The sequence below is a fragment of the Streptomyces olivochromogenes genome (assembly GCF_001514115.1).
In the GTDB taxonomy this organism is placed as follows: Bacteria; Actinomycetota; Actinomycetes; order Streptomycetales; family Streptomycetaceae; genus Streptomyces; species Streptomyces olivochromogenes.
Map to the genome: position 1 here is coordinate 48,736 of NZ_KQ948476.1, position 21,756 is coordinate 70,491.

Genomic DNA, 21,756 nt, shown 5'->3' on the forward strand with positions numbered 1-21,756 from the left:
TGCCCAGCACGTCTGCGAGTTGCTCCGCCGCGAGGGATGAGTCGGTGTAGCGCTGGAGCACCTCGCCGAGCCGCGCTCACCCCGGTAGTCGGTCATCAGGCGGTCCTGATCCCGGAGGCCTTCCACGGAGGTCCTGAGCAGAGTGAGGCCTGCCGCCATCTCGCCTGCGGCGCGGGGTGAGATCGCGGTAGATGCGGGAGGCCTCCACCGGGTACTCGATCCCGGTCCCCCGGTACTGGAGGTCGGTGACGAACTGGGCGAGAGAGCGGGCCGCGCTCTCCGCGTGCCGGACGACGTCCTCGGTGTTCTCACTCATACGGAGCCGGTTCTCCTTGCTGGGGCGGCGGGTTACGGACGGACGATGACGCGGCAGCGGTCCCGTACGGACAACGGAGGCACTGCGGTGGCCCGCGCGTCCCCGTCACGGCGAACGGGCTGCTCCACAGAGTCGGCCCCCGCTTCGGGGCGGCCCGCGGCGGCGCGGGTGACACTGCTTTTATCACCGGGGACGGCAATGGCCGTGTCCGGCCGGGCCGCCGGGCCGGGGTGCCGGCCGTGGATGAGGCCGGGGGGTTGCCGGCCGTAGAAAGTCGACAGGCCCAAAGCGCTCGGTGGAGAAGGCGCAACGGTCCAGGCACAGCGGCAGGACTTCCACTCGGCTCTCGCCGCCGCCGGACACCCCCGCCGAGGGGCGCATTGGCTGACCCGCGACGGAGTGCCCGCCCTCCTGGCTCAACTAGCCTCTTCTCATGGTGAGTTCACCCACCAACAGCTCGACGACCTGCCCAACACACCGACCACTCGCTACATCCGCGACGTCCTCGTCGCCGACGCGGTGCTGCCGCTGCGGGACGAACGATTGGAGGCCCCGCCCCGCTGGGCGGACGCCCTCTTGGCCCAGGCACCGCTCCCCCAGCGGCCCACCGGCCCCGTCCGCTACGCGCCGGCACGCAGCACCAGATGCGATCGCGACTGCGCCGGGCCCTGGAACTGCTCGACTGGCTCGACGAGCACGGCATCGCCCTCGGGGAACTCGCACAGCCAGAACTCGAGATGTGGCTGGAGGAAGGGGCTGTGGAACGTCGTGAGGTGCGTGCCATCGTCACCTGGGCGCGAGGTCGGGGCCTTGTTGGCGAGCTTGTAGTTCCCCGGGCTCGCATCGCCGCACCCAGCGTCTTCATCATGGACGAGGAGCAGGCCGAACAGCTGCACCGGTGTCTCAGCGACGATGCTCTGCCTCTCGATGTTCGTACGGCTGGCGCCCTGACGCTCCTCTTCGGGCTGCAGCACACCAAACTGCTCGAACTCACCGTGCACGACGTCATAGACGACAACGCGATGGTGGCGCTCAATCTCGCAGGCCACCGTCTTCCGCTGCCGCCCGAAGTCGCCCGGTTGGTCCGTGCGCTACGCGACCCGTGCCAGGCACGCTGGCAGCTCGATCAGACAGCCAGCACAACACCGTGGCTGTTCCCCGGCCAGGAGCCCGCCCGCCCTCTCGGAGCCACCTACCTCAACTTGAAGCTCCGCCGATACGGCATCGCGCCCCGCCCCGGCCGCAACAACGCTCGTCTCGCGCTGGCCACCGACCTGCCGGCATCCGTCCTCGCCAACTTCACCGGCACCAGCATCAGCAACGCCACCCGCTGGACCGGATACGCCAGACGCGACTGGCTCGACTACATCGCGTCCCGCACACAGATCTGACCGCTCCCAAGAGCGGTGGGCCGTGGTCCAGCGAGACCACCAGAAGATGGGGTCCGTTATCGCGCCTCGGCGCATTCATCGACGAACGCACAAAGCCGACGGATGAGGCTCAAATTGGAGGGGGTGGGGTCCGAGTCGCCCTGCATGTGAGGTGCATCCTGGAGCCACTGCTGCCACAGGCTGCCCGGTTCCCGGAAGCGGTCGGCTTGACCACCTCCTAGGTTCAGGTCGATGAACTGAAGAGCGCCCATGACGACCGTCTGGTCGTACGCGAGGTCAGGGCGGCAGAGGTAGCGATCAAGGTAGGTGGCGAGCAGATCAGCGTCGCGCGCCGTTCCGAAACTGGCCAGGGCCACGCTATAGGCCAGCCCAACACAGCAGACCTCGCTGGCCAGCAGGAGTTCCCCGAGGCGCTCACGGAACTCGGTCCGGCGAGAGACAGCTACGAGCCAAGCCGCAGTTCTCCGCTCTCGCCAGCCGCCCTCAAGAAGAGTGGCGATCTCAGCCGCGGTGATGAGTCCCGCGTCCTCGCAAAGTTCTCGCATGAATCGGTCGCACTCAGGACTTTGCATGCGCAGCATGCTGCCGCCGAGCTTCAGGTAGCGCCGCTCGGGCGTGACATAGCGGCGAACCAGGGCCAGCAACTCGGCATCGTCTTGGGGATGGCGTATCACACGGCCGATCCTGCCTTGCTGGTGTGAAACGAGGCCAGCCCATTCCTTGCGCTGCTTGTCCGAGGAAAGGCGACGGCCTACGCGGTTCGTCATACTCACCCACCCACCCACGCGCGCGAGGCTCCTGCGGCGACTTGGCACCGGACTACCGCGGCTACGGATCAAGTGCACTCCGCCAATATCCGAAAAGCTCGGCTGCTGCCTGGAGTGCTACGACGGCACACCCGTGGACCCCACCAGCTACACCGCCGTCCTGGCCACGCACTCGCTGGCCGCCTGATCCGAGAGGACTCCCGCCATGAGCACCAACGTCTCTGCCTTCACCGAGCCCAACCGCCCGAGCAATCTGCGGATGAAGAAGTCGGTGTCTCTCGCTCGCGAGCACCGGCATCATGGTCGTCGGTAAGGCCATACACGAGAGGTTGAGTGCGACGGGTGTCTGGAGACGGGCAGACAGATCTGACGGAGCTGTGGCAGCAGCGATGGCCCAGTTGCCCTCCGGTTGGGTACAAGCTCCGTGACCCATATCGGGATGTCTGGGTGCGTTTTCACAGCCTGCCGGGGGCAAGCGGTATGCCGAGGACGAGAGCGAGTACGCCGTTGTCCTGGAGCGTTACAACACCGTCCTCGATGAGTTGTTCGCTGGCGCGGAGGTGTATGTGATCACTCCACTCTGGACGACCGAAGCCGAGGTTCCGTCATCGCAACCCGCCACGGGGTACTGGCAGAGCCTGCTGGTGGAGGACGATCCTGACCCTGACTTCCGCACGTACTGCCACCTCTTCGCCGCCCGCCGGCCCTGGCGGCGAGGCTGCATCGACGAGCTGCTCCGAGACATCGCCGACGACAAGGTGGCGGGAATTCTCATCACCGACACCCGCATGCAGCGCATCCACCACCCCTACGACGGTGGCGCCGACGTCTTCCTCGCCACGTCCGAGGAACGGGACCGGGTGCGCGATCGGCATGCCGACCGGCTTTCCCGTCATCCGTCGGGTCTCTGACCGATTCGGATCACCGCTCCACTCAGAATGGTCTTCACCGCAAGTACCGGGTTGAGAGGCTCGACGAGTTCCTTGGTGGCGACGGCTACGAGGCGCGCGGGCACATCACCGTCCAGCAGGGCGCTCACGTACTCGATGGCCTCCGCAGGCGAGAGCACAGGCAGCCTCCGGCGCAGTGTCCGCGCAGCGTGCATGCGTCTGCGCGTAGCGGCGACTCCGCAGAGCTCATCGTGCAGGTCGTCTACTGCGGTACGCACCGGCAGCCCACGTATCCGGGCCCGGTAGTCGGTCTCCCACTCCCCTGTTTTCGCGGAGACGACGCCGATCTGGTGTAGTCCCCCGTCGACGCGGTCGACCAGGTACGGCCCATTACCGACCAGCATGTACCTCGAGTTCCGAGTGCGTACGAACTCCTCGGACTGCCAGGAGACGATCCACACCAGTTCGTGCTCCTCGACGCGAACCACAGCCATCCGTATCGCGTCCACACTCACAGCCCGCCACTGCTGATAGTCGCGCTCCAGCTGTTCTTCGACAGCCCGAACGGCGGCTTCTCGCTCGATCACGCGTGCAGCATCCCGTACCGACCCCTCTGCGGACCAGCGAATTCGCACGGCCAAGCGCCACGTACGAGGGGCTGACGGACCTTCTTGCTCAGGAATACGACAGCAGCGGAACAAGTGCTCTGCGCCAGTACCCAAAGCAGGCGAAAATCCCGTGAGGTGAGTACTCCCCAGCCCGTTCGGGGCCGGTCCTGCGTGTCATTCATCGGGTCCTCCACCCGAGGCACCATGCCGTGATCAACCCCAACCGGTCGTAGTGGTTGAGGAGTTGGCCTCATACCGGGCGACGGCCCGGTGCCGAGCGCACCCGGGACCTCGTTCACTCCGAGTTCACTCCGAAGAGTTGTTTCCCCGCCGGTCGAGGCGAACGGAGCATGCGGCGCGCTCCTCGGGGGAGAACCAGTGGCGTACGCGAAAGTCGACATCAAGGAGGCCGCGCGTGTCCGATGTCGTCTTCACCGCGGACTTCGCCTCGACGCGGCAGTGGGTCGCGGGGCATTCCTGGGCCTATCCCGACGGCGGCCCCGTCAACCCGGACGACGACAAGCTCGACTACCTGGTCCCCGACCCCGACCACAGCCGCACCGGCACCTTCCGCGCCACCCGGCGCCCGGACGGCAGATGGAACACCGGCCTTCTGACGACCGAGGACAGCGACGACGGTTTCCTCCTGTGTGCGGGGGACGTGCTGGAGACCCGGGTGAGACTCCCCACGCAGATCGGCGCCTGGCCGGCCATCTGGACATGGCGGGACGGAGACCAGGAGGTCGACGTCTTCGAGTACCACCCCGACCATCCCGATCTGCTGGAACTCTCCAACCACGTGCGCGGCGGGCACCGCTACTACCGCGACGAGGCCGTCCAGCCGGGTGCCTGGGTGAACCTGCGCGTCGAGTTCGGTGCCCGTTCCGTCGTCTGGTGGGTCAACGGCAATCGCGCCTACGCCGACCGGCGGGGCGTAGGGCGGAGCTGGCACGCCCACCTCATCGTCAACCTGTCCGTCTGCGCGGGGCGTTACCACCCACCACCGGCCGGCGGGGTCTCCGAGATGGCGTTCGAGGTGGCACAGCTACTCGTCCACCGACCGAGCATGCTCGGCGACGGCCTCTAGCGTCGCCACACGACCGGCCGCGACACCGAGACACCCCACACACGCGACACCGTCGCACCCCGCGCCCCGACGCCGTAGCACCCCGCTCGCCGCCCGCCTGTCGAAGATCAGGCGGGCGGCCGCAGGTCGCTCCTGACAGCACACGCGTGCGCGGTGCACGCGTGCTCAGTGACAAGCCTCAGCCGACCTCGATGAGCAGGTCGCCGCCCTCCACCTGCTGGATCCGGTTGATGGCCAACCTGGTCACCCGGCCGGCCTTCGGGGCGGTGATGGAGGCTTCCATCTTCATCGCCTCGATGGTGGCCACGGTCGCCCCGGCCTCCACCTCGTCGCCCTCGGCGACCGCGAGCGTCACCACACCGGCGAACGGCGCCGCCACGTGCCCGGAGTTGGCCCTGTCAGCCTTCTCGGTCACCGGTACGTCGGAAGCCGCCGCGTTGTCGCGGACCTGGATCGGCCGCAGTTGGCCGTTCAAGGAGGACATCACGGTGCGCATCCCGCGTTCGTCCGCCTCGCCGATGGCCTGGAGCTCGATGAGGAGCCGCACGCCGGGCTCGAGGTCGACCGAGTACTCCTTGGCGGGGCGCAGCCCGTAGAAGAAGTCCTTGCTGTCCAGCACGCTGGTGTCACCGTACGCCTGGCGGCGGGTGTCGAAGTCGCGCGTCGGCCCGGGGAACAGCAGCCGGTTGAGGGTCGAACGCCGGGACTTCTCCAGGCCCGTACGGTCCTCGGCGGTCAGCTCCGGTACGGGCTTGGCCTCCGCGCGGCCTTGCAGCGCCTTGGTGCGGAAGGGCTCGGGCCAGCCGCCGGGCGGCGTGCCCAGTTCGCCGCGCAGGAAACCGATGACGGAGTCGGGGATGTCGAACCTGTCCGGTGTCGCCTCGAAGTCCTCCGGCGCCACCCCGGCACCCACCAGGTGCAGGGCGAGGTCACCGACGACCTTGGAGGAAGGGGTGACCTTGACCAGGTGGCCCAGGATGCGGTCGGCCGCCTCGTACATCGCCTCGATGTCCTCGAAGCGGTCACCGAGGCCGAGGGCGACCGCCTGAGTGCGCAGGTTGGACAGCTGGCCGCCGGGGATCTCGTGGTGGTAGACGCGTCCGGTCGGCGAGGCCAGGCCCGCCTCGAAGGGCGCGTAGATCCTGCGGACGCTCTCCCAGTACGGCTCCAGGTCACCGACGGCCCCCAGGTCCAGGCCGGTGGGCCGGTCGGAGTGGTCGGTGGCGGCGACGATCCCCGAAAGCGACGGCTGGGAGGTAGTGCCCGCCATGGAGGCGACCGCGCCGTCCACCGCGTCGGCCCCGGCCTGGATCGCGGCGAGGTAGGTGGCGAGCTGACCGCCCGCGGTGTCGTGGGTGTGCAGGTGCACCGGCAGGTCGAACTCGCGGCGCAGCGCCGACACGAGCGTGGCCGCGGCGGGTGCCCGCAGCAGACCGGCCATGTCCTTGACGGCCAGGACATGTGCGCCGGCCGCCACGATCTGCTCCGCGAGACGGAGGTAGTAGTCCAGGGTGTACAGCCGCTCCGACGGGTCGGACAGGTCGGAGGTGTAGCACAGGGCGACCTCGGCGATCGCCGTCCCGGTCTCGCGTACGGCGTCGATGGCCGGGCGCATCTGGCCGACGTCGTTGAGCGCGTCGAAGATGCGGAAGATGTCGATGCCGGTGGCCGCGGCCTCCTGGACGAAGGCGTCGGTCACCTCGGTCGGGTACGGCGTGTAGCCGACGGTGTTGCGGCCGCGCAGCAGCATCTGGAGGCAGATGTTGGGCACGGCCTCGCGCAGGGCCGCCAGGCGTTCCCAGGGGTCCTCGGCGAGGAAGCGCAGGGCGACGTCGTAGGTGGCGCCGCCCCAGCATTCCAGGGACAGCAGCTCGGGCAGCGTCCGGGCCACGGCCGGGGCGACGGCGAGGAGGTCCTTGGTGCGTACCCGGGTGGCGAGCAGGGACTGGTGGGCGTCGCGGAAGGTCGTGTCGGTGACACCGATGGTCGGCGACTCGCGCAACTGCCGGGCGAAGCCTTCCGGGCCGAGTTCGACGAGGCGCTGCCGGGAACCCGCGGGCGGCTCGCCGGCGGGCAGCGGCGGCAGCTTGGTGACCGGGTCGATCAGCTCGGGGCGTTCACCGTGCGGCTTGTTCACCGTGACGTCGGCGAGGTAGGTGAGCAGCTTGGTGCCGCGGTCGGCGGAGTGGCGGGCGGTGAGCAGGTGCGGCCGCTGTTCGATGAACGACGTCGTGACCCGCCCGGCCTGGAAGTCGGGATCGTCCAGGACGGCTTGGAGGAACGGGATGTTCGTGGCGACGCCCCGGATGCGGAACTCGGCCACGGCACGCCGGGCGCGGCCGATCGCGGACTTGAAGTCCCGGCCCCGGCAGGTGAGCTTGACCAGCATCGAGTCGAAGTGCGCGCTGATCTCCGTACCCGCGTGGGTGGTACCGCCGTCCAGACGGATACCCGAGCCGCCCGGCGAACGGTAGGCGCTGATCCGGCCGGTGTCCGGGCGGAAGCCGTTCGCCGGATCCTCGGTGGTGATACGGCACTGGAGAGCGGCCCCGCGCAGGGTGACCGTCTCCTGGGAGAGCCCGAGATCCGCCAGCGACTCGCCCGAGGCGATGCGCAGCTGGGCCTGGACGAGGTCGACGTCGGTGACCTCCTCCGTGACCGTGTGTTCCACCTGGATGCGCGGGTTCATCTCGATGAAGACGTGGTTGCCGTCGCGGTCGAGGAGGAACTCCACGGTGCCGGCGTTGCGGTAGCCGATCTCGCGGGCGAACCGCACCGCGTCGGCGCAGATCCGGTCCCGCAGCGCCGGATCGAGGTTCGGCGCGGGCGCCAGCTCGATCACCTTCTGGTGGCGGCGCTGCACCGAGCAGTCACGCTCGAACAGGTGGATGACGTTGCCCTGTCCGTCGGCGAGGATCTGCACCTCGATGTGGCGCGGATCGACGACCGCCTTCTCCAGGAAGACGGTGGGGTCGCCGAACGCCGACGTCGCCTCGCGGGAGGCCGCCTCGATGGACTCACGCAGTGTGGCCGGGTCCTCGACCCGCCGCATACCGCGCCCTCCGCCGCCCGCGACCGCCTTGACGAACACGGGAAAGCCGACGTCCTCGGCGGCGCGGACCAGTTCGTCGACGTCGGTGGAGGGTGCCGAGGAGCGGAGGACCGGCACGCCGGCCGCCCGGGCGGCCGCCACGGCGCGGGCCTTGTTTCCCGTCAACTCGAGAGTGGCAGCGTCCGGGCCGACGAACGTGATGCCCGCCTCCTCGCAGGCGCGCGCCAGTTCCGGGTTCTCGGACAGGAACCCGTAGCCCGGGTAGACGGCGTCCGCACCCGCCTTGCGTGCGGCACGGACGACCTCCTCCACGGAGAGATAGGCCCGCACCGGGTGCCCGGGCTCGCCGATCTCGTAGGCCTCGTCGGCCTTCAGCCGGTGCAGCGAGTTGCGGTCCTCGTGAGGGAAGACGGCCACGGTTCGCGCGCCCAGTTCATAGCCAGCGCGGAACGCGCGAATCGCAATCTCGCCGCGGTTGGCGACCAGCACCTTGCGGAACATCCTGGATCCCTTCGGCCTGCCGGTGACGAGGACCATGCTGTCGGTGACGCCCCCGTTATGCCATGTGAACCGGGCCACTCCCGTCCATGCCCCTCTCGGAACACCGTGAACTCGGGGTGGACCGGCCAGGGCGGACGTACGTCGTCGCCCGCACGGGTGGTTCCCGCCACCATCATGGTGCCCCGCGTGCCCCGACGGATGCGTACCTGCCGCCGTACGACGGGGTCTCGGGCGGCGTCCTCGTGCACCGTCGTCAAGAAGCAACCGTCGGCCGCGGTTGGCAGATTGTCGCCGTTGACCCGTATGTACGGCACATGACAGCGTCGGCCCTGCCCGGGCGGCAGGCCCCGGGCACATCCGCAGAGGGGACCGATCAGCATGGGCGGCAGACGGGCCACGTACACGGTGGCGGCGACCACAACAGCCGCACTTCTTCTCGGAGTCTCGGGCACGGCGGCCGCGGCCGCCGCCGGGCCTTCCCCGGCCGCGACACCCCCGGCAGCCGTGCACGCCTTGGGCCAGAGCGACTTCTCCCCGGAGGAGGAGGCGCACCTGCGGGAGGTGGCCGCCTCCATCTGGAACGCCGACCTGGCCGCGGGCTGGAACATGAACCCCGACGTCGCCGACGTCCTCTCCCAGGCGACCGGGGAGATCCTCCGGTGCTCCGAGGCCTTCGCGCTGGTGCCCCGGCCGCCGGGTTTCCTCCCGGGCATCGGCTACCTGCTCAGTTACTGGAAGAACCTCAAGGACTACTTCCTCGTCGTGAAGGACAACCGGACCTATCGGGCCTGCGTGGTGACCGCGGCAGCGAACTACCGGTCGGCGATCGAGATGGCGTCGATGGGCATCTGACCGGCCGGCTGTGACGCTCCGCCACAGACCGTTCCAGGTCTCCGGGTCGTGGGCCATAGGTGGCAGAGTGCCCCGCGCCCGCGTGTGCCTCCCGTCCTGTTCCCTCACCGCACTGCACAATCGCCCCTGGTCAAGACGTACGGAGACGTCTCGGTGGACTGAGAGGTCAGGGCTGATGGACAGAGCGGGACATCCCGATCGCAGAGTTCTTCTCGTCGGCGGTCTCGTGGCCGCCACGGCCACGCTTGCGGGGTGTTCGCCGACGATCGCGGCCTCGTCGGCGACCAGCGCTCCGCCACAACCGCCACCGACCACGCCCGCCGCGGCGTTCACCAGACTGATGGAAGGCAACGAGCGCTGGGTGAGCGGCGATCTTCGACATCCCGACCGCGATCCGGACCGGCGCGAGTTCGTGGCCGAGAAGCAGGAACCCTTCGGGTCGATCCTCTCCTGCATCGACTCCCGGGTACCGCCCGAACTCCTCTTCGACACCGGTCTGGGTGACCTGTACGTGATGCGCACGGGCGGGGAGGCCATCGGTCCGGTGGTCACCGGTTCCGTGGAGTACGGGCCCATGACGAGCGGCACTCCGCTCATCGTGGTGCTCGGGCATCAACGCTGCGGCGCCATCGAGGCGGCGTACAAGTCCATCCGTGACGGCAAACCGCTGCCCGGCAATCTGGAGGCGATCGCCAAGGCCCTGCGTCCGGCGTACGAGCAGGCGGTCCATGGGGGCGGTGCCGACCTGGTGGATTCCATGGCCCGAGCGCAGGTCACGCTGACCGCTGCCGACCTGCGCTCCAATCAGGACCTGGCCCCTCTCGTGAAGAAGGGTGCCCTCGCCGTGGTCGGCGCCTACTACTCGCTCGACACCGGCAAGGTGGAAGTCCTGGCCGGAGCGCCCGCCTGACAGGGCCGAGCCGCTGGCGGAGGGCACGGCCCGCATGACAGGGTCAGCCTGATCGGACACAGGCGGGCGACGAGGATGAGTTCATGGATGCACAGACGTGGGACGCGCTGGTGGAGTCGATGAAGAGCGCGTACTCCGCGGGGCTCGCCGAGGGTGCCGTGCCACGGCCGGTCATCATGCCGCTGGTGCGCGGCGAGTTGGTCGGCCTGATCTGGGTGCGGCCGACCGAGCCCGGCAAGGACGCGCTCACCGGCATCGCCGAACTCGCGAACATCGCCGCGGCGGCCGGGGCCGACGAGGTCGTTCTCGCCTGGGAGACCCACGACGTCGCCACCGCCTGCCAGTTGCCGATCACCGGCCCGGTGCCCTGTCTGAACATGGTGCACGCCACGAAGGACGGCCATGTGCTGCACCAGTTCCCCTACACCGAACAGCCCCAGGCGCACTCCCCCGAGGGTCGGGGCTCGGCCGAGCCCGCATGGCTGCCCGCCATCGAGCCACAGCCGGGCGGCGAGTTGGTCCTTCCCGTCCGGGCCGCGGTCGACTACTCCTTCATCCCGCTCGAACTGGACCATCCCTCCCCGTTCGGCGTCACCGTCGTCCTCATGGAAGAAGACGGCTACAACGTCCGCCTGAACGAGGCGTTCGCCGGCTGACCGCGACCTCGGCAGAACGGTGACCTCCGCAGGACGGTGACCTCCGCAGGACGGTGACCTCCGCACCCGTCGCGTGGGCGGTCTGTACGCCGCGGGCATGATCCGCCTGGGTGGATCATGAGCAGAGGTCGTGTTCGGATGACGTCGCTCCGGAAGAGACGTCACACTCGGTGGGGCGTAGGCCTGTCGACAGGAGGTGGGCGGGCACGTGCGGACATCCAGTCGAATCCGTCCCGGGTCGGTCGCGTCGTGGCTGCGCGACCGCGATCCCGAGCTGGCGGCGACCCGGCGTGCCGGGCGGACGGCACTCGTCATGCCCGCGCTGTTCGCCCTGTGCAGCCAGGTCATCGGCTCACCGACGATGGCGACCTTCGCCGCGTTCGGTGCGTTCTCGATGTTGCTGCTCGTTGATTTCACCGGCCCGATGGTGCAGCGGCTACGCGCCCACCTCGGCCTCGCGGTGGCCTGGGCCGTCCTGATCTGTCTGGGTACGCTCGTAGCCGACAAGACCTGGCTCGCGGTCACCGCCATGGTCGTCATCGGTTTCCTGGTGCTGTTCTCCGGGGTGGTCAGCTCCGTCCTCGCGGGCGCCTCGACCGCGCTGCTGCTCGCCTTCATCCTCCCGGTGACCTCGCCCGTCTCGTTCGCGGCGCTTCCCGCCCGGCTCGCGGGAGCGGGCCTCGCGGCAGCCGCCTCCATGCTCGCGGTCACCCTGCTGTGGCCCCGTCCCAGCGGGGACCCCCTCAGCGCACCCGCCGCCCGGGTCTGCTGTGCGGCCGCCGAGCAACTGCGCACCGACGCGTCCCTCCTGGCGGGCGGGCCTGCCGCGCCGAGCACGGGTCAGTGCCGTACCAGAGCCGACGAGGCCGCCGCCGCGGCGGCCGAGCTGCGCACCGTCTTCGACGCCACCCCGTACCGCCCCACCGGCCTGTCCACCAGTTCGCGCGCCCTCGTCCGTCTGGTCGACGAACTGACCTGGCTCTGCAGCATCCTGGCCGACAGCGCGCCCCCGCTCGACGGTCGACCGGCCTGCGACATCGCCGCCCGGTCCGTACGGCTGGCCGTCGCGGCCGTACTCGACCAGGTGGCCGCGCTGCTCGACGCCCCGCGCGGCTCACCGGAGGAGCTGGACGCAGCCTCGGAGAGTCTGCGCAAGGCCATGGCCGATATGGAGCGCAACGCCACCACCCGGCTGCCCGTGGGCCGGGACGACGCCGGCACTCCCTCGCGGGTGCACCCCGTGATCGGAGCGCTGGACCTTTCGTTCCGCGCGCAGGAGCTGGGTTTCGCGACGCTGCAGATCGCGGACAACGTGACCCTGGCCGCGGCCGCCGAACGCCGCAGCTGGTTGGAACGCCTGCTGGGCCGCGAGCCCGACGCCGTGACCCGACCGCTGGCGGCGGCGCGCGAGCGGGCCGCCGCCCACCTCCAGCCGGGGTCCGTCTGGCTGCACAACAGCCTGCGGGGAGCGCTCGGCCTCGGCATCGCGGTCGGCCTCGCCAACGTGACCAGCGTCCAGCACTCGTTCTGGGTGCTCCTGGGAACCCTGTCCGTGCTGCGCTCGAATGCCCTCAACACGGGGCAGAACGCGGTCCGCGCCCTGGGCGGCACCCTCGCGGGTTCGATCATCGGCACCGGGCTGCTGCAACTGATCGGCCACCACGGGACGGCGCTCTGGTTCCTGCTGCCGCTCGCCGTGTTGCTCGCCGGCATCGCCCCCGCAGCCATCTCCTTCGCCGCCGGTCAGGCGTCCTTCACCGTCACTCTCGTCATCCTGTTCAACATCGGCCAGGACCCCGACTGGCACATCGTGCTGCTGCGGATCCAGGACATCGCCATCGGCTGCGCGGTGAGCGTGCTGGTGGGCCTGTTCTTCTGGCCGCGCGGCGCCACGGCGGCCGTCGACCGGGCGCTCGCCGAGGCGTACACGGACAGCGCCCGGTATCTGGCGGGCGCGGTGCAGTGTGCCATCGGCCACTGCGGCACCGCGCCCGGGCCTGCATCTGTCGAGGTCGCGCTGCGGGAGGGCGTCGAAGCTGCCGCGGCCGCGCGCAGGCTCGACGACGCGTTCCGCAGTTATCTGGCCGAACGCGGTGCCAAACCGGTGCCCCTGGCCGACATGACCACCCTGGTGACCGGCATCGTGGGGCTGCGCCTCGCGGCGGACGCGGTCCTGGGGCTGTGGCGGCGCGCCGGCGAACCGGACAGCGAGCCGAACCGGGCGGAGGCGGGCCTCGTGCTGCTGAGCGCCGCCGACCAGATCTCCGGCTGGTACCGGGATCTGGCCGCCGGTCTCGGGCACAACGCCGCCATCCGGGATCCGCTGCCGCGCAACCCCGTGGCCGAGGCACGGCTGGTCGAATCCCTCCGCCGCGACCTCAGCGACGAGCAGGGACAGGCCACGGACACGGCCGTCCGCATCATCTGGACCGCCGACCATCTCGACGCCGCGCGCCGGCTCCAACCGAGCCTGGTCGCCGCGGCGAGGCCCGACGGTCCGTCCTGACCCGGGGGCGGCGCCCGAGGTCAGACCGCGGCCTTCGAGCGCGCCGGCAGGCGGCCGGGGTCGAAGGCGGTGGCACTGAGGGTGCCGTCGGCGGTGATCAGGCCGAAGACCGGGTATCCGGTGATGTCGAAGGCCTCGCCGAGCGGCCCGTCGCCCGGCTCGACCACGACGTGGGCGACCTCGGACAGCGCCGCCACCTGCTCGCGGGCCTCCTCGTCGGTGCCGTGCACGACGGCCAGGACGCTGCGACCGGTCTCGCGGGCCGTGGTGCGGGCCTGCTCCACGAAGAGCGGCAGCCGCTCCTTGCAGGCCCGGCAGTCGGGCGAGAAGAAGCCCAGCATGGTCTCGCCGAGGCCCTCGCGAGTGATCCGCTCACCGGCGGTGGTGACGGCGGAGAAGCCGGGGACGGCGGAGCCGGCCGGGATGATCAGGCCGTCCGCCACCCGGTCGGCCTTCTCGTCGGCCTGGGCGCGGAGTTTGCGTATGACGCCGAAGGTGAGCAGCAGGTTCAGCAGACAGAGCACGGCGATGAGGACGACGGCGGTGACCAGAAAGGGCATGGGTGACTCCGGGGTCTCGTGTCATCGTGGGGCGGGGTGTCCGCCCATCGGATCGCGGGATGCGACGGCGCGACGCTGCACGGGTGTGCCGCGCGCCGTGGTGCGGCGGCGGCTGCGACGGGTGCGTCGCGGCGGCCGCCACGGTGGTGTGTGAACATCAACCGCCCGGGAAATCGGGAGGGTTGTCGCCTACCGGGTCGCCTGCCCGGGTGCCTACGGGGCTGATCCGCGAACGCGTCCCGAGGTGCGTGTGGCGCCGTCCTCGAACAGCGTGCCCAGCTCGTCCGTGAAGATCACGAGCAGGGCGCCCACCAGCGCGCCGAACGCCGCGATCAGCACGCCGGCCGCCTGGGCCGGCGCCGGCGTCCCCGCGAGGGCGGCGGCCAGACCGGACGCGGCCAGGACGAGCAGCACGGTGTTCCGCACCACGTGGCGACGGCCGATCGGCGCGGTGGAAGCGCCGAAGCAGGCGCAGGACGCCTTGGTTCCGCTGCGGAGCGTACGGACGATTCCGGTGGTGAACGCGGCGAGCAGCAGCAGGGTCAGGACGAAGCCCGGCGCGCCGCCGGGCCCCAGGGCGAGCAGCACCACCGCGGCGCACTCCCCCACGACCACGGCCACCGCCACGAGGCGGCTCAGGCGGGCCGGAACGCCCATGGAACGGGTCGATTCCTCGAAGCCGCGGAAGGCCGCGGCGCCTCGTAGTTTTCCGGTCGCGGATGCCGCGAACACGATGCCGACGAGGAGTCTGACGGCAAGCAGGGCGTAGGCCACGAGCAGCTCTCACCTCCCGGGACGACTGGACCAGAGGCAATGTAGCCGCAAGTCGACATGAGCAACAGTGGCCACTTTCTCCCACATCTCCCCAGGCGAAACTGGAAGCAATCCGTCAACTTCCGCACTCTTGCGCTCAATTGGCATCGCAACATAACTTCTGCTGCGGCCGGACCTTACCCCTGGTCCGGCCTTCACCCTACGAGGGAGGTCCGTGATGACCCGTGTGATCGGCACGATGGGCGACAAGTTGCTGGGCATGCTGCTGAAGGAGGACCGGGCCGGCGCCTGTGTCCCGGAGCACGGCACTTTCTGCAAGTGCACGAACCACGTCCGGTACGTCTTCAGCTGCAACGGCCCCTGTGTGAAGTCCGGCACCTGCTGACCCAGCCCCATCCCGTCACATCACGTCGCACGACCAGGAGGTAGTCATGAGGCGAATGATCGGCACGATGGGCGACCGGCTGCTGCGGCTCGTACTCGACGAGCAGCGCGCGGGGGCGTGCGTCCCCGAGGTGGGTCAGCTCTGCTATTGCAAGAGCGGACACCAGTACCGATTCGCGTGTAACGGCGTGTGCACCAAGCGCAGCAACACCTGCTGATGACGCACTCCGACCCACCTGCCGGTTCCCCGGAGGCCGCTTCGCCTCCGGGGAACCGGCTGCGGGCCCGCGCGGCATGGGCCGCGGTCGCCCTCCAGTTCCGCGCCACACCCGTCGGCGCTTCCCTGCTGTTCGGGGTGACCGTGGGAGTCGGTGTGACGCCGGCCGCCGCCGCCTGGCTCGCCAAGCTGCTCTTCGACGAACTCGGCCGCGGTGCGCACGCCGACGCGCGGCACGCCGTCAGCCTCGGCATCGCCACCGCCGCACTGGGCGCCCTGTCCGCCGTCCTTCTTCAACTGGCCGCGTATCTGGATGAGTTGGTGCGCAGACGCCTCGTCGTCGAAGTCGAGCGGACCCTGTTCGCCAAGGTCGACGAGTTCCGGGGACTGCGGCGGTTCGAGGATCCCGCGTTCCACGACCGACTGCGGCTCGCCCAGCAGGCCTCGGAGGACGCACCGCACAACGTCACCATGTTCACCCAGGAGGCCGTGCGTTCGGTGGCCGCGCTCAGCGGCTTCACGGGCGCCCTGCTCGCCGTCTGGCCGCCGATGGTGGGCCTTTTGTTCCTGGTCGGCGCCGCCGCACTGCTGGCCCGGCTGTCGCTGGCCCGCCGCCAGGTGGTGGTCTGGGAGCTGACCTCCGCCCGGCTGCGCCGCCACCTCTTCTACCGCTCACTGCTGACCGACCCCCGCGCCGCCAAGGAGATCCGGCTGTTCGGCCTCGGCGGCTTCCTGCACGGCCGGCTGATCCGCGCGCTGAACGACGCCACCGAGGCCGAACTCGCGGTGGCCCGGCGTGGCGCCCTCGTGCAGTCGGCTTTCGCCGCGCTCAACGCCCTGGTCGCCGGGCTCGGTACGGTCGTGGTGGTCGCGGGCGCGGCCCACGGCAGATTCACGATCGGCGATGTGACACTGTTCGTCGCCGCCGCCGCGGGAGTGCAGGGGGCGTTCACCGGGATCGTGCTCCAGGCCGGATCGGCCGCGGAGGGCGTGCGGCTCTTCGGCCACTATCTCGACCTGCTCGACACCCCCGACGACCTGCCTCGGGGCGAGGCCCCCGCGCCGGCCCTCACCGGACGAATCGAACTGCGCGACGTCTGGTTCCGCTACGACACCTCCGGCCCCTGGGTACTGCGCGGGGTGAACCTGACCGTCCCGGCGGGCGCCGCGATGGGCCTGGTGGGCCGCAACGGTGCCGGCAAGAGCACCCTCATCAAGCTGCTCTGCCGGTTCTACGACCCCGAACGCGGCGCGATCCTCTGGGACGGCACCGACATCCGGACCATGGACGTGGCCGAGCTGCGCCGCCGGATCGGCGTCACGTTCCAGGACTACATGACGTACGACCTCTCGGCGGCCGAGAACATCGGCATCGGCGATCTGCCGTACCGCGAGGACCTGGAGCGCGTCCGGGACAGCGCGCGGCTCGCCGGCATCGACGCGACCCTGCGCGGCCTCCCCGACGGGTACGAGACCCAGCTCAGCCGGGTCCACCTCGACGAGGAGGACGGTACCCCCGGGGTCACCCTCTCCGGTGGCCAGTGGCAACGAGTCGCGCTGGCACGTTCGTTGATGCGCACCGACGCCGATCTGCTGATCCTGGACGAGCCCAGCTCGGGCCTGGACCCGGAGGCCGAGCACGAGGTGCACCGCACGCTCGGTCGCCACCGCCTGGGACGGACCGCGCTGTTGGTCTCACACCGGCTCGGTGCCCTGCGCGACGCGGACGCGATCGCCGTGCTGGTGGACGGCCGGATCGCCGAACTCGGCTCCCACGACGAGCTGATGGCCCTGGGCGGCGGCCACTACGCCCGGCTGTTCGGCCTGCAGGCGGCGGGCTACGCCGAGCGCGCCGACCGGGGCAGGACCACGGAGGCGGCCACATGAGCCGCCCGGAACGGAAGACGGCCATATGACGGGTGCGGGGCGGACGACGGTGGCGATGGCAGCGGGCGCGGGCATGCTGCTCCTGTCCGTACGCGTACTGCGTTCACGCCTCGCCCTCATCAGGGTCACCGGGTCGAGCATGACCCCTGCCTTCGCGGACGGCGACCGGCTGCTGGTCCGCCGCACCACGCGCGTGCGACGCGGCGACGCGGTGGTCTTCCGCAACCCCGTCCCGTTCGGCGACGGCGACGACGCCCTGGCCTGGCTGGTCAAGCGGGTCTCCGCCCTGCCCGGCGATGCCGTGCCGCCCGATGTACGCGAGATCGTCGGGGCCCCGGACGGCGGCCGGGTGCCGCCCGGTTCCCTGATCGTCCGGGGCGACGCCGCCCGCACGCAGGACTCCCGCCACTTCGGTTACGTCCCCCAGTCGTCCCTGCTGGGCGTGGTACTCACCCGCCCGACTCCCCTCGGCCGCCCCTGAACCCGCCGCCACGGCGGTGTCCGCTCGGGGCAATCCGCGGAATGCCGCGCTTCTCGTGTGCCCCTCGCATACGCCCCTAGCACACCCCCCTTCTTTCACGACGTGAACTCACATACGCCGGAAGGACTTTCCCGACTTCACCTCTTGACGTACGGAGTGACGGGGAGCACATTGTCCGCGCAGCTGCTTTGAGAGCGCTCTCAAAGAACGTCGGAGCGCTCTCGCCACCACCCGCGCACCCCACTCCGTACCCGAAGAGGCACCCATGAGTGAACCCTCCGGCACGCCTGTCAGACGCGGCTCCCTACGCCGCGTCCTCATCGCCGTGTTCAGCGCCCTCGGCCTCGCGGCCGCCGCGGCGGCGGCCGCCACCCTCCCCGCCAACGCGTCCGCCCCGACGCCCCCGTCCGGCTGGTCCCAGGTCTTCCTCGACGACTTCGACGGAGCCGCCGGCTCCGGCATCAACAGCTCGAACTGGCAGTACACGACGGGCACGAGCTACCCCGGCGGCCCGGCCGGCTTCGGTACCGGCGAGGTCGAGACGATGACCTCCAGCACCAACAACGTCTCGCTCGACGGCGCCGGAAACCTGCGGATCACCCCGCGGCGCGACGCCGCGGGCAACTGGACGTCGGGCCGCATCGAGACGAACCGCTCCGACTTCCAGCCGCCCGCCGGCGGCAAGCTCCGCGTCGAGGCCCGGCTCCAGATGCCGAACGTGACCGGCGCGGCGGCCAAGGGCTACTGGCCAGCCTTCTGGATGCTGGGTGCCCCGTACCGCGGCAACTGGTGGAACTGGCCCGGCGTCGGCGAGCTGGACATCATGGAGAACGTCCAGGGCATCAACAACGAGTGGGCCACGATGCACTGCGGCACCAGCCCGGGCGGCCCCTGCAACGAGAAGTCCGGCATCGGCGGCCAGAAGGTCTGTGCGGGCACGACCTGCCAGGGCGGCTTCCACACCTACGCCGTGGAGTGGGACAAGTCGACCAGCCCCGAGGAGATGCGCTTCTACCTCGACGGCGTCAACTTCCACACGGTCAGGCAGAATCAGGTCGACGCGACGACCTGGGCCAACGCCACCAACCACGGCTACTTCATCATCCTGAACGTCGCGATGGGCGGCGAGTTCCCGGCGGCATTCGGCGGCGGCCCCGACGGCGGCACGGACCCCGGCCACCCGCTCGTGGTCGACTACGTCCAGGTGCTCCAGTCGACCGGCGGTGGCGGCACGACCCCGCCACCCACGACCCCGCCGCCTTCCGGCAACCGTGACGCGTACAACGCGATCCAGGCCGAGTCGTACGACGGCCAGGCGGGCGTCGGTACGGAGACCACCACCGACACGGGCGGCGGCCAGAACATCGGCACGCTCGCGAACGGCGACTACGCGCTCTACAAGGGTGTCGACTTCGGCACCGCGGCGGCCAGGCAGTTCTACGGCCGGGTCGCGAGCGGCGCGGCGGGCGGTGTCAGCGGACTGGTCGAAGTGCGTCTCGACAGCCGCACCAGCACGCCGATAGGCAGCTTCGCGGTGGCCAACACCGGTGGCTGGCAGACGTGGAAGACGGTCCCCGCGAACATCAGCTCCGTCACCGGAACCCACGACGTCTATCTGACCTTCACCAGCGGCCAGCCCGCGGACTTCGTGAACGTCAACTGGTTCGACTTCGGGCACTGACGGGAGAGTTGACGGATGATCGCATATCTCCCGGCCAGGTCCAGGAGGTCACGCCCCGGGGTCAGGCGGCTGGTGACGGCCGTCCTGACCGCCCTCCTCACGGTGCTGGCGCTGGGTCTGGCCGGGGCGGTGCCCGCGAAGGCCGCCGCCGACTACACCCAGGGCGTCACCTCGACCGGTTCCGGTTCGGTCCAGATCTGGTTCAAGCCGACCACCCCCGCATCCCTGGTCGACGTGCACTACCTGTCGGCCGGCGCCGGCCAGCAGAACTTCCGGATGACGAACAACGCGGGCACCTGGCAGCAGAACGTCACCGGCCTACCGAGTGGCTTCACCCTGGAGTACTGGTTCACGTACGAGAAGAGCGGCCCGCTCTACGACACCCCGCACTTCACCTACTCCACCGGCAGCGGCGGCGGAGGGAGCGGGGGCGGGGGCGGCAGCTTCCCGATCACCTTCCAGAACAACACCCGTGGCACGTACACCGACGCACAGATCCACGTCACCGTGCTCGGCCAGGTGACGCCCGGTCAGTGGTCGTACATGAAGGCCGACGGAACCATGACCCACATCAACCACCTGGACGCGAACGCGCCCGGACACCTGACCAAGAACGGCGTGAACTACCCGAACATGTCGTTCACGCTCGCCCAGTCGGGCGGTTCGGTACCGTCGCCGACGTCGATCCGCGGCGGGCGGATCTACGTCTCCCTCGGCTCCCCGCTGTACATCCCGGTCTCCCCGGACGACCAGGGCTGGGGCGGCCCCGACCTGCGCAATCCGAACGACCCCAACACCGACGTCTACTACGACTGGTACGAGTACACGTACGTCTTCGGGCAGGTGGCCTTCGGCGGCAACACCACCCAGGTCGACCAGTTCGGCTTCCCGATGACCTCACGTCTGACGCAGACGTCGAGCGGCTACGACACCACCCGCGGCATCACACTGACCCGCGCCCAGGTGATGTCCCAGTACGCCGCCTCGGTGGGCGCGGCCTTCAAGCCGCTGCAGAACACCTACCGGATCATCGCGCCGCGCTCCTCCAATCTCTTCCTCACGGGAGGCTCCCAGGCGAACTACCTCCAGTCGACCATCGACCAGACCTGGTCCTACTACTCCACGCACCCCTTCAGGCTGACCCGGCTCGGTGAGACCTTCACCGGCGGTGTCTCCGGGACCACGCTCACCTTCACCAAGAACGGCGCCGGTCCCTACGCGCTCCAGAAGCCGTCCTCCCCGGACGTCGTGGCCTGCTCGGGCGCGCTGGCCTCGGGCAGCGACCCGGAGAAGCAGCTCGGCGCGGAGTTCTGCGCCGCGTTCAACCGGGGCGTGGCCCTCGACACCTCGGCCTGGTACACCCCGTCCGCCTACTACACCGGAGGCATCAAGAACGACTACGCCGCCTTCCTCCACACCGTCGGCCTCGACCGGCGCGCCTACGCCTTCCCCTACGACGACATCAACGACCAGTCGTCCGTGCAGATCCTGGGCAACGCGAACCCGCCGACCGCCCTGACGCTCGGCATCGGCTGGTGATCCACACGCAGTGAAGAGGGGGCGGCCTCGCAGGCCCGGCGTCGGAGAGCCAGGCGTCGTCGTTCGAGGCGCCCCCTCCCTCAGCAGGAGAGGGTTCTCCGCGGCCCGGTCAGCGGGGTGTGGTGCGCAGGTCGATGCCGCGGCGGTGGGCGTCGGAGGCCACGACCTGGGCCGCCAACTGGGACAGCCGCAGACGGTCGGCGTCCGGGAGCGGCGCGACGGACAGCTCGATCTGCTCGGCGAACTGTGCCGCGAGCTGTTCGATGAGCTGTCGGCCGGCGTCGGTGATGGACACCTGGAACGCGCGGCGGTCGTTGGCGCTGACGGTGCGCGTGACCAGGCCGCGACGCTGTGCACGGTCGACCAGGCCACTGATCGAGGACTTGTCCAGGCCGAGCAGCCGGCCGAGCTGGTTCATCGTCGGCTCCCGGTCCCGCAGCACCCCGAGCAGTCGCGCCTGGATGATCGACAAGTCCTGCTGCCCGGCGATCTCGTCCAGGACGTTGTGCACCAGAAACGACAGCTGGGCGAGGGCGTCCACGTCCACCAGTCCGGGTTCCCCACCTGTGCGTGACGGTGCGGCCGAGGGCGGCGTGTCGTTGGGAGAAGTCATGCTCCGATTCTACTTGCAAAGGTACGTGGCGCGAACTACTTTAGTTCGTGCCACGTACCAACCTTGGTGCGTCGCCTCCGAGCG

Annotated in this window: 20 protein-coding genes; 13 read left to right on the forward strand and 7 right to left on the reverse strand. The window is 70.0% G+C overall.

All coding sequences use genetic code 11. The annotated features are described in order from the left end of the window. Positions 1-76: 76 nt before the first annotated feature. The gene (locus AQJ27_RS43125) at positions 77-316 is read right to left on the reverse strand and encodes a hypothetical protein (RefSeq protein ID WP_067381929.1); all 240 of its coding nucleotides are present in this window, start codon (positions 314-316) and stop codon (positions 77-79) included. A gap of 644 nt (positions 317-960) precedes the next feature. Here AQJ27_RS43125 and AQJ27_RS43130 point away from each other — a divergent pair. Then, the gene (locus AQJ27_RS43130; protein WP_235613830.1) at positions 961-1,707 is read left to right on the forward strand and encodes a hypothetical protein; all 747 of its coding nucleotides are present in this window, start codon (positions 961-963) and stop codon (positions 1,705-1,707) included. A 56-nt stretch (positions 1,708-1,763) separates the two neighbouring features. Here AQJ27_RS43130 and AQJ27_RS43135 read toward each other — a convergent pair whose 3' ends face one another. Continuing rightward, a complete protein-coding gene (locus tag AQJ27_RS43135; protein ID WP_067381932.1) occupies positions 1,764-2,381 on the reverse strand; it encodes a DUF6000 family protein in 618 nt (205 codons plus the stop codon). 605 nt (positions 2,382-2,986) lie between these two features. On the opposite strand from AQJ27_RS43135, the gene AQJ27_RS59365 reads away from it, so the two are divergent. Next, positions 2,987-3,385, forward strand: coding sequence for a DUF3885 domain-containing protein (locus AQJ27_RS59365; protein ID WP_425275272.1), 399 nt, complete (start codon positions 2,987-2,989; stop codon positions 3,383-3,385). Here AQJ27_RS59365 and AQJ27_RS43145 read toward each other — a convergent pair. Further along, complete coding sequence (locus tag AQJ27_RS43145) at positions 3,367-3,951, reverse strand: YrhB domain-containing protein (RefSeq protein ID WP_067381935.1); 585 nt, start codon at positions 3,949-3,951, stop codon at positions 3,367-3,369. The genes AQJ27_RS59365 and AQJ27_RS43145 overlap by 19 nt on opposite strands. Before the next feature lie 436 nt (positions 3,952-4,387). Here AQJ27_RS43145 and AQJ27_RS43150 point away from each other — a divergent pair, with 436 nt between their 5' ends. Then, on the forward strand, positions 4,388-5,059 hold the full coding sequence (locus tag AQJ27_RS43150; RefSeq protein WP_067381938.1) for a LamG domain-containing protein: 672 nt from the start codon (positions 4,388-4,390) through the stop codon (positions 5,057-5,059). Between the two features lie 178 nt (positions 5,060-5,237). On the opposite strand, the gene AQJ27_RS43155 is transcribed toward AQJ27_RS43150, so the two are convergent. Then, positions 5,238-8,612 (reverse strand): pyruvate carboxylase, encoded by a 3,375-nt coding sequence (locus AQJ27_RS43155; RefSeq protein WP_067381942.1) that lies wholly within the window; start codon positions 8,610-8,612, stop codon positions 5,238-5,240. A 378-nt stretch (positions 8,613-8,990) separates the two neighbouring features. Between AQJ27_RS43155 and AQJ27_RS43160 the strand changes: the two genes are divergently transcribed. The 4 genes from AQJ27_RS43160 (at position 8,991) to AQJ27_RS43175 (ending at position 13,536) form a co-directional block, all read left to right on the forward strand. Then, positions 8,991-9,464, forward strand: a complete 474-nt coding sequence (locus AQJ27_RS43160; protein WP_235613832.1) for a hypothetical protein — start codon at positions 8,991-8,993, stop codon at positions 9,462-9,464. Between the two features lie 175 nt (positions 9,465-9,639). After that, positions 9,640-10,374, forward strand: a complete 735-nt coding sequence (locus AQJ27_RS43165) for a carbonic anhydrase (protein ID WP_201264453.1) — start codon at positions 9,640-9,642, stop codon at positions 10,372-10,374. Positions 10,375-10,457: 83 nt separating this feature from the next. Further along, positions 10,458-11,030 carry a hypothetical protein gene (locus tag AQJ27_RS43170; protein ID WP_067381948.1) on the forward strand — a complete coding sequence of 191 codons (573 nt, stop codon included), beginning with the start codon at positions 10,458-10,460 and terminating at the stop codon, positions 11,028-11,030. A 208-nt stretch (positions 11,031-11,238) separates the two neighbouring features. Beyond that, on the forward strand, positions 11,239-13,536 hold the full coding sequence (locus AQJ27_RS43175; RefSeq protein WP_067381952.1) for an FUSC family protein: 2,298 nt from the start codon (positions 11,239-11,241) through the stop codon (positions 13,534-13,536). 20 nt (positions 13,537-13,556) lie between these two features. Here AQJ27_RS43175 and AQJ27_RS56840 read toward each other — a convergent pair whose 3' ends face one another. Together AQJ27_RS56840 and AQJ27_RS43185 are read right to left on the reverse strand one after the other, a co-directional pair. Then, complete coding sequence (locus AQJ27_RS56840) at positions 13,557-14,096, reverse strand: TlpA family protein disulfide reductase (RefSeq protein ID WP_067381955.1); 540 nt, start codon at positions 14,094-14,096, stop codon at positions 13,557-13,559. Between the two features lie 213 nt (positions 14,097-14,309). Beyond that, positions 14,310-14,870, reverse strand: a complete 561-nt coding sequence (locus AQJ27_RS43185; RefSeq protein WP_067381958.1) for a MauE/DoxX family redox-associated membrane protein — start codon at positions 14,868-14,870, stop codon at positions 14,310-14,312. Positions 14,871-15,087: 217 nt separating this feature from the next. Here AQJ27_RS43185 and AQJ27_RS57610 point away from each other — a divergent pair, with 217 nt between their 5' ends. The 6 genes from AQJ27_RS57610 (at position 15,088) to AQJ27_RS43205 (ending at position 21,059) form a co-directional block, all read left to right on the forward strand. Further along, positions 15,088-15,255, forward strand: a complete 168-nt coding sequence (locus AQJ27_RS57610) for a hypothetical protein (RefSeq protein ID WP_165853921.1) — start codon at positions 15,088-15,090, stop codon at positions 15,253-15,255. 46 nt (positions 15,256-15,301) lie between these two features. Further along, positions 15,302-15,472, forward strand: a complete 171-nt coding sequence (locus AQJ27_RS57615) for a hypothetical protein (RefSeq protein WP_167552148.1) — start codon at positions 15,302-15,304, stop codon at positions 15,470-15,472. Then, on the forward strand, positions 15,472-17,358 hold the full coding sequence (locus tag AQJ27_RS43190; RefSeq protein WP_079065695.1) for an ABC transporter ATP-binding protein: 1,887 nt from the start codon (positions 15,472-15,474) through the stop codon (positions 17,356-17,358). The genes AQJ27_RS57615 and AQJ27_RS43190 overlap by 1 nt, the downstream gene beginning before the upstream one ends. 25 nt (positions 17,359-17,383) lie before the next feature. Then, on the forward strand, positions 17,384-17,839 hold the full coding sequence (locus tag AQJ27_RS43195; RefSeq protein WP_201264454.1) for a S26 family signal peptidase: 456 nt from the start codon (positions 17,384-17,386) through the stop codon (positions 17,837-17,839). Positions 17,840-18,104: 265 nt separating this feature from the next. Beyond that, entirely contained in the window at positions 18,105-19,520 is a 1,416-nt protein-coding gene (locus AQJ27_RS43200) for a glycoside hydrolase family 16 protein (protein WP_067381962.1), read from the forward strand. 15 nt (positions 19,521-19,535) lie between these two features. Further along, on the forward strand, positions 19,536-21,059 hold the full coding sequence (locus tag AQJ27_RS43205; RefSeq protein WP_159064548.1) for a glycoside hydrolase family 64 protein: 1,524 nt from the start codon (positions 19,536-19,538) through the stop codon (positions 21,057-21,059). A 109-nt stretch (positions 21,060-21,168) separates the two neighbouring features. Here the strand turns inward: AQJ27_RS43205 and AQJ27_RS43210 are convergent, their stop codons facing one another. After that, a complete protein-coding gene (locus AQJ27_RS43210) occupies positions 21,169-21,672 on the reverse strand; it encodes a MarR family winged helix-turn-helix transcriptional regulator (RefSeq protein ID WP_067381966.1) in 504 nt (167 codons plus the stop codon). Positions 21,673-21,756: the final 84 nt, after the last annotated feature.

Coding starts and splice junctions, on each gene's coding strand:
- AQJ27_RS43125 (WP_067381929.1), bottom strand. CDS start 316: ATGAGTGAGAACACCGAGGACGTCGTCCGGCACGCGGAGAGCGCGGCC.
- AQJ27_RS43130 (WP_235613830.1), top strand. CDS start 961: ATGCGATCGCGACTGCGCCGGGCCCTGGAACTGCTCGACTGGCTCGAC.
- AQJ27_RS43155 (WP_067381942.1), bottom strand. CDS start 8,612: ATGTTCCGCAAGGTGCTGGTCGCCAACCGCGGCGAGATTGCGATTCGC.
- AQJ27_RS43160 (WP_235613832.1), top strand. CDS start 8,991: ATGGGCGGCAGACGGGCCACGTACACGGTGGCGGCGACCACAACAGCC.
- AQJ27_RS43165 (WP_201264453.1), top strand. CDS start 9,640: ATGGACAGAGCGGGACATCCCGATCGCAGAGTTCTTCTCGTCGGCGGT.
- AQJ27_RS43170 (WP_067381948.1), top strand. CDS start 10,458: ATGGATGCACAGACGTGGGACGCGCTGGTGGAGTCGATGAAGAGCGCG.
- AQJ27_RS56840 (WP_067381955.1), bottom strand. CDS start 14,096: ATGCCCTTTCTGGTCACCGCCGTCGTCCTCATCGCCGTGCTCTGTCTG.
- AQJ27_RS57610 (WP_165853921.1), top strand. CDS start 15,088: ATGACCCGTGTGATCGGCACGATGGGCGACAAGTTGCTGGGCATGCTG.
- AQJ27_RS57615 (WP_167552148.1), top strand. CDS start 15,302: ATGAGGCGAATGATCGGCACGATGGGCGACCGGCTGCTGCGGCTCGTA.
- AQJ27_RS43190 (WP_079065695.1), top strand. CDS start 15,472: ATGACGCACTCCGACCCACCTGCCGGTTCCCCGGAGGCCGCTTCGCCT.
- AQJ27_RS43195 (WP_201264454.1), top strand. CDS start 17,384: ATGACGGGTGCGGGGCGGACGACGGTGGCGATGGCAGCGGGCGCGGGC.
- AQJ27_RS43200 (WP_067381962.1), top strand. CDS start 18,105: ATGAGTGAACCCTCCGGCACGCCTGTCAGACGCGGCTCCCTACGCCGC.
- AQJ27_RS43205 (WP_159064548.1), top strand. CDS start 19,536: ATGATCGCATATCTCCCGGCCAGGTCCAGGAGGTCACGCCCCGGGGTC.
- AQJ27_RS43210 (WP_067381966.1), bottom strand. CDS start 21,672: ATGACTTCTCCCAACGACACGCCGCCCTCGGCCGCACCGTCACGCACA.